This is a genomic window from Neobacillus notoginsengisoli (assembly GCF_003515685.1).
Lineage (GTDB): Bacteria > Bacillota > Bacilli > Bacillales > Cytobacillaceae > Bacillus_D > Bacillus_D notoginsengisoli.
In genome coordinates, this window is the sequence record NZ_QWEG01000026.1 from 21,214 (window position 1) to 29,028 (window position 7,815).

At 48.7% G+C, this 7,815-nt stretch carries 7 protein-coding genes and 1 riboswitch; all 7 genes read right to left on the minus strand.

Translation table 11 applies throughout. The features are described from left to right. Positions 1–26: 26 nt before the first annotated feature. The 7 genes from purF to purE are packed head-to-tail and all read right to left on the minus strand — an operon-like array spanning position 27 to position 6,915. Positions 27–1,439, minus strand: coding sequence for an amidophosphoribosyltransferase (gene purF / locus D1B31_RS22980; RefSeq protein ID WP_118924879.1), 1,413 nt, complete (start codon positions 1,437–1,439; stop codon positions 27–29). After that, positions 1,424–3,643, minus strand: a complete 2,220-nt coding sequence (gene purL / locus D1B31_RS22985) for a phosphoribosylformylglycinamidine synthase subunit PurL (RefSeq protein ID WP_118924881.1) — start codon at positions 3,641–3,643, stop codon at positions 1,424–1,426. Before purL ends, purF begins: the two co-directional genes overlap by 16 nt. Then, positions 3,627–4,310 carry a phosphoribosylformylglycinamidine synthase subunit PurQ gene (gene purQ / locus D1B31_RS22990; protein WP_118924883.1) on the minus strand — a complete coding sequence of 228 codons (684 nt, stop codon included), beginning with the start codon at positions 4,308–4,310 and terminating at the stop codon, positions 3,627–3,629. The genes purL and purQ overlap by 17 nt, the downstream gene beginning before the upstream one ends. Beyond that, on the minus strand, positions 4,307–4,561 hold the full coding sequence (purS, locus tag D1B31_RS22995; protein ID WP_118924885.1) for a phosphoribosylformylglycinamidine synthase subunit PurS: 255 nt from the start codon (positions 4,559–4,561) through the stop codon (positions 4,307–4,309). The genes purQ and purS overlap by 4 nt, the downstream gene beginning before the upstream one ends. A 4-nt stretch (positions 4,562–4,565) precedes the next feature. Beyond that, entirely contained in the window at positions 4,566–5,267 is a 702-nt protein-coding gene (gene purC, locus D1B31_RS23000; protein WP_118924887.1) for a phosphoribosylaminoimidazolesuccinocarboxamide synthase, read from the minus strand. Positions 5,268–5,282: 15 nt separating this feature from the next. Then, positions 5,283–6,434 carry a 5-(carboxyamino)imidazole ribonucleotide synthase gene (gene purK / locus D1B31_RS23005; protein ID WP_118924889.1) on the minus strand — a complete coding sequence of 384 codons (1,152 nt, stop codon included), beginning with the start codon at positions 6,432–6,434 and terminating at the stop codon, positions 5,283–5,285. Continuing rightward, positions 6,427–6,915: a 5-(carboxyamino)imidazole ribonucleotide mutase gene (purE, locus tag D1B31_RS23010; RefSeq protein WP_118924897.1), complete on the minus strand. Its 489-nt coding sequence runs from the start codon at positions 6,913–6,915 to the stop codon at positions 6,427–6,429. The genes purK and purE overlap by 8 nt, the downstream gene beginning before the upstream one ends. Before the next feature lie 152 nt (positions 6,916–7,067). Further along, positions 7,068–7,169: riboswitch (purine riboswitch) on the minus strand. Positions 7,170–7,815 lie beyond the last annotated feature (646 nt).

A 7,815-nucleotide genomic window follows, 5' to 3' on the forward strand; every position in this document is an offset into this window, starting at 1 on the left:
TAGTTCGGTCTCCAGCTCCCTGGATGTTATTTTTGATAATAGTATTGAAGTGTGTCAGGATACAGTTCCGTCGGGTATTCGCCTGTAAAGCAGGCTAGGCATTGTCCGCAGTTTTTCCCGGCATTTTTCCGCCCAATCGCTTCAAGCATGCCTTCTGTGCTAAGGAATGTGAGTGAATCGGCCCCTATCAATCTTTTAATTTCTTCGTGGGTATGGTTATGGGCAATCAATTCTTCTTTCGTGGATGTATCAATCCCGTAAAAGCAAGGATGCGTAATGGGCGGGGAACTGATGACAACATGCACTTCAAGAGCTCCCGCATCCTTCAACATCCTGACAATCCTCTTGCTTGTCGTCCCACGGACAACTGAATCGTCCACCATGATCACCCGCTTCCCTTCCACAACCCCTCTGACAGCGGAAAGCTTCATTTTAACCCCCTGCTCCCTCAGCGACTGGGACGGCTGGATGAACGTGCGGCCGACATAGCGATTTTTAATCAGTCCCAATTCATAGGGAATGCCTGAAGCCTCTGCATATCCAATCGCTGCGGACACGCCTGAGTCAGGAACCGCGGTCACGACATCCGCCTCAATTTTGGCCTCAAATGCCAGCCTTTTGCCCAGATTCTTTCTGGCAGAATGGACGTTCATTCCGTGGAGATTGCTGTCAGGCCGCGAGAAATAAATATACTCCATCGTGCAGATTGCTTCATTCCTGTGTTCAGAAAAGAACTCTGTATGAAGGCCGTTATCATTTATAACAAGCAATTCCCCAGGCAAAATATCACGGATAAATTTGGCGCCGATTGCATCAAAGGCGCATGTTTCGGAGGCGACCACAAAGGCATCGCCTATCCTGCCAAGCGAAAGTGGTCGTAAGCCCTGCGGATCTAGGGCAACCATCAGCTCTTTTTCTGTCAAAAGAACATATGCGAAGGCCCCCTCAATTTGCTTAAGGGCATGTTTGACACGGTTCTTCAGGATCCACTCACCGCTTCTCCTAATCAGGTGAGCCAGCACTTCTGTATCAGAATTTGTTTGGAAGATGCTGCCCTGCTGCTCAAGAATTGATTTAATCAACTTGGCATTAACAAGATTGCCGTTATGGGCGAGCGCCATGCTCCCTGTCTGGGAGTGGAAGAGAAGGGGCTGGACATTTTCATATCCGCCCCCGCCTTGAGTCGCGTATCGGACATGCCCGATTGCCGCCTCACCCTTCAAACCGCTCAACGCTTGTTCATTAAAAATCTCAGCAACTAGTCCTTCCCCTTTATGCCCGGCAAGTTTTTCACCGTCCGATGTAATAATCCCTGTGCCTTCCTGTCCCCTATGCTGAAGGCTATGGAGACCATAGTAAGTAATCCTTGCGGCATCTTCATGCCCCCATACCGCAAATATCCCGCATTCCTCGTTCAGTCCCCTCAGTTCAGCAAGCATGGGATGGCTCCTCTCCAGGCTGACTCCAGCTTCTCGACTTGTTCATCTATTACTGTTTCTCCGTTAACTGTCATCGTTAAAGCCGGTTCTTCAGTTACCGTGCCGATCAAGCTCGCACCAGTCAATGATTCGAATCGTTCCTGGTTTTCTTTTTTCACTGTCAAAAGGAACCTAGATTGTGACTCGCTGAAAAGTGCCGAAACAGGATTTCCGTCCATCTCAACTGCAGCGCCCAGCCTTTCGGACCCAATGGAGCATTCGGCAAGGGCCACCGCAAGGCCGCCTTCGGACAGGTCATGCGCCGACTGGACAAGCCCGGCATGAATCGCCTCCAGGACTGCTTTCTGATGTTTCACCTCCGTTTCAAGATCCAGCTCAGGGCTTTTGCCAAAAATGTCCCCATGAATGAGCTTCTGCAGTTCGGAGCCTCCGAACTCATCCTTCGTTTCACCTAGCAAATAAATCAGGTCGCCTGCTTCTTTGAATTCCTGGGTTGTGATGTGGCTTATGTCATTGATCAGCCCAACCATGCCGATAACCGGCGTTGGGTAAATCGCATTTCCATTCGTTTCATTGTAAAGCGAGACATTCCCGCCGATGACCGGTGCGTTCATTGCGAGACAAGCTTCGCTGATTCCATCGGCCGCCTTCTCCATCTGCCAGAAGATTTCCGGTTTTTCCGGGCTTCCGAAGTTCAGATTGTCCGTAACAGCCAAAGGCTCGGCACCCGAACAAACCACATTCCTTGCAGCCTCCGCTACTGCGATTCTTCCGCCGGTTTCCGGGTCGAGATACAAATAGCGGGAATTACAGTCGGTCGTCATCGCGAGCGCCTTTTGCGTCCCGCGAATCCGGATCACAGCTGCATCCGAGCCCGGGGCCACAACGGTACTCGTCCCGACCATGTAATCGTATTGGTTATAAACCCATTCCTTTGAAGCAATCGTCGGCTGCTTCAGCAGGCTGAGTAATGTCTCCTGGAAATTCTCCACTTCCGGAACCGGATTCCCCATCGCCTGGAACTCGCGGAAGTACTCAGGCTCTGCGGATGGCTTATGATACACCGGCGCATCTAGTGCTAGCGCATCCACCGGTACGTCCGCCGCAACTTCTCCCTGATGCACAAGAAGGAGTTTTTTATCTTCTGTCACTGTGCCAATCGCAACAGCTTCGAGGTCAAATTTTGAAAAAAGATCGGTTATTTCCTGTTCGCGGCCCTTTTTGACAACAATGAGCATCCGCTCCTGGGACTCGGACAGCATCATTTCATAGGCAGTCATCCCGGTTTCCCGCTGCGGGACAAGGTCAAGGTTCATTTCAATCCCGAACCCGGCTTTACTCGCCATTTCCGCACTTGAACTTGTCAGCCCGGCGGCCCCCATGTCCTGAATGCCGACAAGGGCATCCGATTTCACGAGTTCAAGGCACGCCTCGAGCAAAAGCTTTTCCATGAACGGGTCGCCCACCTGGATTGCCGGGCGGTTCCCTTCCGACTCATCCGTCAGTTCCTCAGAGGCGAACGTTGCTCCGTGAATGCCGTCCCGGCCAGTTTTTGCGCCAACATACATGACTGTATTGCCAACGCCGCTTGCGAGTCCCTTTTTCATATCCTCGTGGTTAATGAGCCCGACGCACATCGCATTGACAATCGGATTGCCATCATACGAAGCGTCGAACTGAATCTCCCCGCCGACCGTTGGGATGCCAATGCAGTTTCCATAACCGGCAATGCCTGCGACAACTTCTTTGAAAAGATAGCGAACCCGCGAAGACGAATCGAGTTCTCCAAACCGTAAAGAGTTCAGCAGCGCAATCGGCCTCGCACCCATCGAAAAAATATCGCGGATGATGCCGCCTACACCTGTCGCCGCGCCTTGGTATGGCTCAATGGCAGATGGATGGTTATGGCTCTCAATTTTGAACACGACCGCCTGCCCATCGCCGATATCAACAACCCCGGCCCCTTCACCGGGTCCCTGAAGAACGCGCTCTCCTTTAGTCGGGAACTTTTTCAAAATCGGCTTTGAATTCTTGTAAGAGCAATGCTCGGACCACATGACCGAAAAAAGCCCTGTTTCCGTATAATTCGGGAGTCGGCCAAGAATTTCTTCAACCTTCGCAAATTCCGAATCGGAAAGACCCATTTGTCTATATAATCGATCAGTCTTAATTTGTTCTGGAGACGGCTCAAGCTTTAACAACATGTGATTCCCTCCATTGCTTTACAATTGATTGGAACAGCGCAAGGCCATCCGCGCTTCCGAGCAGGACATCGACTGCCCGCTCTGGATGCGGCATCATCCCTAGGACATTTCCACGTTCGTTTACAATGCCGGCAATATTTTCAAGGCTGCCATTAATGTTTTCTTCATACGTAAAAACAATTTGCCCGTTCGCTTTCAGGCTCGCAAGTGTTTCTTCATCGCAAAAATAATTTCCTTCCCCATGAGCAACTGGAATCGTTAACGTTTGCTCTTCCTCATATCCGCTCGTAAACATCGTACGGTTGTTTTCGACCTTGACTTTGACAGGGGAACAGATGAATTTCAGGCTGTCATTTTTTCTTAGCGCGCCTGGAAGCAAGCCTGCTTCGAGCAGAATTTGAAATCCGTTGCAAACGCCGAGGATCGGTTTCCCTGCTTCGGCCGCCTTTTTGATTTCTGCCATAATGGCACTGAAGCGGGCAATCGCTCCACAGCGAAGGTAGTCGCCGTAAGAAAATCCACCCGGCAGGAGAATGCCATCGTATCCTTCAAGGTTTGTTTCCGTATGCGAGACGTATTTCACCCCAGCGCCAAGCTCATCCTTGATTGCATGATACATGTCTGCATCACAGTTGGATCCAGGAAAGACAATCACTGCGAATTTCATTGGGTGACAGCCTCCTCGATCTCATAGCGGTAATCCTCGATGACCGGGTTTGAAAGAAGTTTTTCGCATGCATCCCGGACAACAGTCTCGATGTCCCTTCCAGAAGGCTCAATGGTAAGCTCCATATATTTGCCAATCCTAACATCAGCAACCTCTTCATATCCAAGAGATTGTAGCGCATTTGAAACTGCCTTCCCCTGTGGATCTAGAACACTTTCCTTCAATGTGACAAACACTTTCACTTTAACCATGAAATTAGCCTCCCAATCGGACGAGTATTTTTTCGTACGCTTCAGTGATACTGCCAAGATTCCTTCTGAATACATCCTTATCAAGCTTCTCATTCGTCTTCATATCCCAGAGACGGCATGTATCAGGTGAAATTTCATCGGCCAACAGGATCCTGCCGAATGCATCCTTCCCAAACTCAAGCTTGAAATCGACCAGTATAATTCCAAAACTTCTGAAAAATGAAGTTAAGAAAGCATTCACTTCAAGAGCCTTTTCCTTCAAAATCCGTATCTCACCAGGTGCCGCGGCCTCAAGCTCAAGAATATGGTCCTCCGTAATAAGCGGATCGCCCAGACTGTCATCCTTCAAATAGAACTCGACAATCGGCTTTCGCAGCGGTCGCCCTTCCTCCATACCAAGGCGTTTTGCCATACTTCCCGCAGAAATATTCCGGACAACAACCTCAAGTGGAATAATTTCAGCCCTTTTGACAAGTTGGGCCGTTGGCGACACCTTTTTAATGAAATGCGATTCTATGCCGCTTTCTCTGAGCCTTTCAAAGAGAAGAGAGCTGATTTCATTATTTAAGCGCCCTTTTCCTATGATTTCGGCCTTTTTTTCCCCGTTAAAAGCCGTCGCTGCATCCTTGTACTCGACTAGAACAACCTGTTCATCATCCGTACTATAAATCTTTTTTGCCTTCCCTTCGTACAAAAGCTCTCCCATCCGTCTGTTCTCCTCTCACCGGCCGATTGCGGCTATTCGTTTCTTAGGCCAAATACCGATATGCTCAATTTCTTGGAGCGCCTCATCAACAGACGAACGAATCAGTGTGGCATGCCCCATTTTGCGTCCTGTTTTTGCCTCGTTTTTGCCGTAAAGATGCACGTTCCAGTCCCGGAGTCCAGGCAAGCTTGTTAGCAGCTTTTCCTGATGCTCACCAAGCACATTTACCATGACTGCTGGTTTGTGCAACGCTGTACTGCCTAGCGGAAGATTGCATATAGCCCTAATATGCTGGGTAAACTGCGAGGTTTCACAAGCTTCGATTGTATAGTGGCCCGAATTATGCGGCCTTGGTGCAATTTCATTTATAAAAATTGAGTCATCTTTCATTAGGAACATCTCTACCGCAAGCGTTCCAACCAGCTCAAGCGCATTCGCAAGCAGGACTGCAAGCTCAATTGCTTTTTTCTCTGCCAAATCGCTAATCCTTGCGGGTACGATTGTCTGATGAAGAATATTGTTTTCATGAATATTCTCAGCAACCGGGAAAACAGCCGTTTCCCTATTCGTATTTCTTGTTATAATGACAGATATTTCTTTTGCAAAAGAAAGCCATTTCTCGATGACACAAGGTCCTTGGCTGAGCAGTCCCGCTGCTTCTGAAAGAATTTGTTCATCTTTTACAACAACTTGGCCCTTGCCGTCATAACCACCTGTTGCTGTTTTAATAACAAAAGGAAAGCCGAGTTCATCCGCTGCTCCTATAAGTTCTTGTTCCGTTTTGACAGGATAGTAAGGGGCAACCGGAAGCCCTGCTGAAGTAATTGTCTCTTTCTCGGCAATCCGGTCCTTCGCAACCTTAAGCAGTTCCGACCCCTGAGGGACCCAGGTAATCCTTGAGGCATTCTCAAGTGCATCTTCATCTATGTTTTCAAATTCATAGGTGATAACATCGCTTCGTTCGGCAAGCTGTTCCATAGCCTCCTGGCTGCTGTAGGGAGCGATTATTTTATCATCCGCCACCTGGCCGCACGGTGACTCAGGAGTTGGATCCAGCACCGCCACTCGGTAACCCATCGCTTTTGCCGAAAGTGCCATCATTCTTCCTAGTTGTCCGCCGCCAATTATGCCGATCGTCCCACCAGGTAAAATAACTTTCCTAGACAAGCTGATCACTGCTTTCCTTCGCCGCCTCACTTGCGGCTTTTCTCATTTCTTCAATTTTTGTGTTAAGTTCGCGATCCTTTATCGCAAGGATTTGGGCAGCCAAAAGACCAGCGTTTTTCGCTCCGCTTTCACCAATCGACATGGTTGCAACCGGTATTCCGGCAGGCATCTGGACAATCGATAGCAGGGAATCCAAACCGTTCAGAGCCTTAGACTGCACAGGAACGCCAATCACAGGGACAATCGTCTTTGCCGCAACCATTCCCGGCAAATGAGCAGCTCCGCCCGCACCGGCAATGATCACTTCCAATCCCCGCTCTTTGGCCTCTTCAGCAACCTGAAACATTAAATCAGGGGTCCGGTGGGCGGAAACTACTCTCTTCTCAAATGGCACCCCAAGGCTTTCAAGCACGGCGCATGCGTGTTTCATTGTCTCCCAATCCGACTTACTCCCCATAATAACCGCAACCTTTACTTCCACAACCCTCACCATCCTCTTAAGCAAAATAAAAAACCCTGGCCAGAAGCTTCTCCTTACAAGAGAAAGCAGTCTGACCAGGGCTATCAGGGAGTCCTAGTACAATTGCAAACAGAGATATGCAAAAATATGCAAAATTAAAGAAACCATTCCCCGAATGCACCACTTTCCCTCATAGTCCGGCAATTCACGGTCGCCAGGTAGAAACTTATGGGCCCTATCCCCAAAATTATACGAGGGCAAACTATAAACTTTTCGCCCCCATCATAACAACAAAAATCCCCTCAGTCAACCGAAAAACGAACAATAAAACTATGTTAATCTTTATTGTTCGTCATTAAGTGAGGCAGGGGACGGTTCCAGTGCCTCATTCGGGAGGCGAAATAAAACGAGGGTATGTATTGGGCATCTTTTTTAACGGTATGGTTTCGGTTGCGGATTTTGTGCGTTACTGTCGTATATCCTATCTTATGCGACAATAAACTTTGGTTTTGAAACTTTACTGTCGCATAGCAAGCACTTATGCGACAAGAAACCTGGGTTTTGGATCATTGCTGTCGCATAGCCGGCACTTATGCGACAAGAAACCTGGATTTTGGATCATTGCTGTCGCATAGCCAGTCCTTATGCGACTATAAAACTTGGTTTTGGAGCATTGCTGTCGCATAGCCGGCACTTATGCGACAACAAACCTGGATTTTGAAGCATTACTGTCGCATAGCCAGTCCTTATGCGACTATAAAACTTGGTTTTGGAGGATTGCTGTCGCATAGCCGGCACTTTTGCGACAGTAACACCCCGTTTTGATGATTTCCTGTCGCATAACCAGTGTTTATTTACAAGCACAAAAAAAGACAACCCATTCAGGTTGTCTTTGTGTTGCCCGGCAGCGTCCTACTCTCA

Bases quoted from the DNA above. Each gene is read 5' to 3' on its own strand.
- purF (WP_118924879.1), bottom strand. From the start codon at position 1,439: ATGCTTGCTGAACTGAGGGGACTGAACGAGGAATGCGGGATATTTGCG.
- purL (WP_118924881.1), bottom strand. From the start codon at position 3,643: ATGTTGTTAAAGCTTGAGCCGTCTCCAGAACAAATTAAGACTGATCGA.
- purQ (WP_118924883.1), bottom strand. From the start codon at position 4,310: ATGAAATTCGCAGTGATTGTCTTTCCTGGATCCAACTGTGATGCAGAC.
- purS (WP_118924885.1), bottom strand. From the start codon at position 4,561: ATGGTTAAAGTGAAAGTGTTTGTCACATTGAAGGAAAGTGTTCTAGAT.
- purC (WP_118924887.1), bottom strand. From the start codon at position 5,267: ATGGGAGAGCTTTTGTACGAAGGGAAGGCAAAAAAGATTTATAGTACG.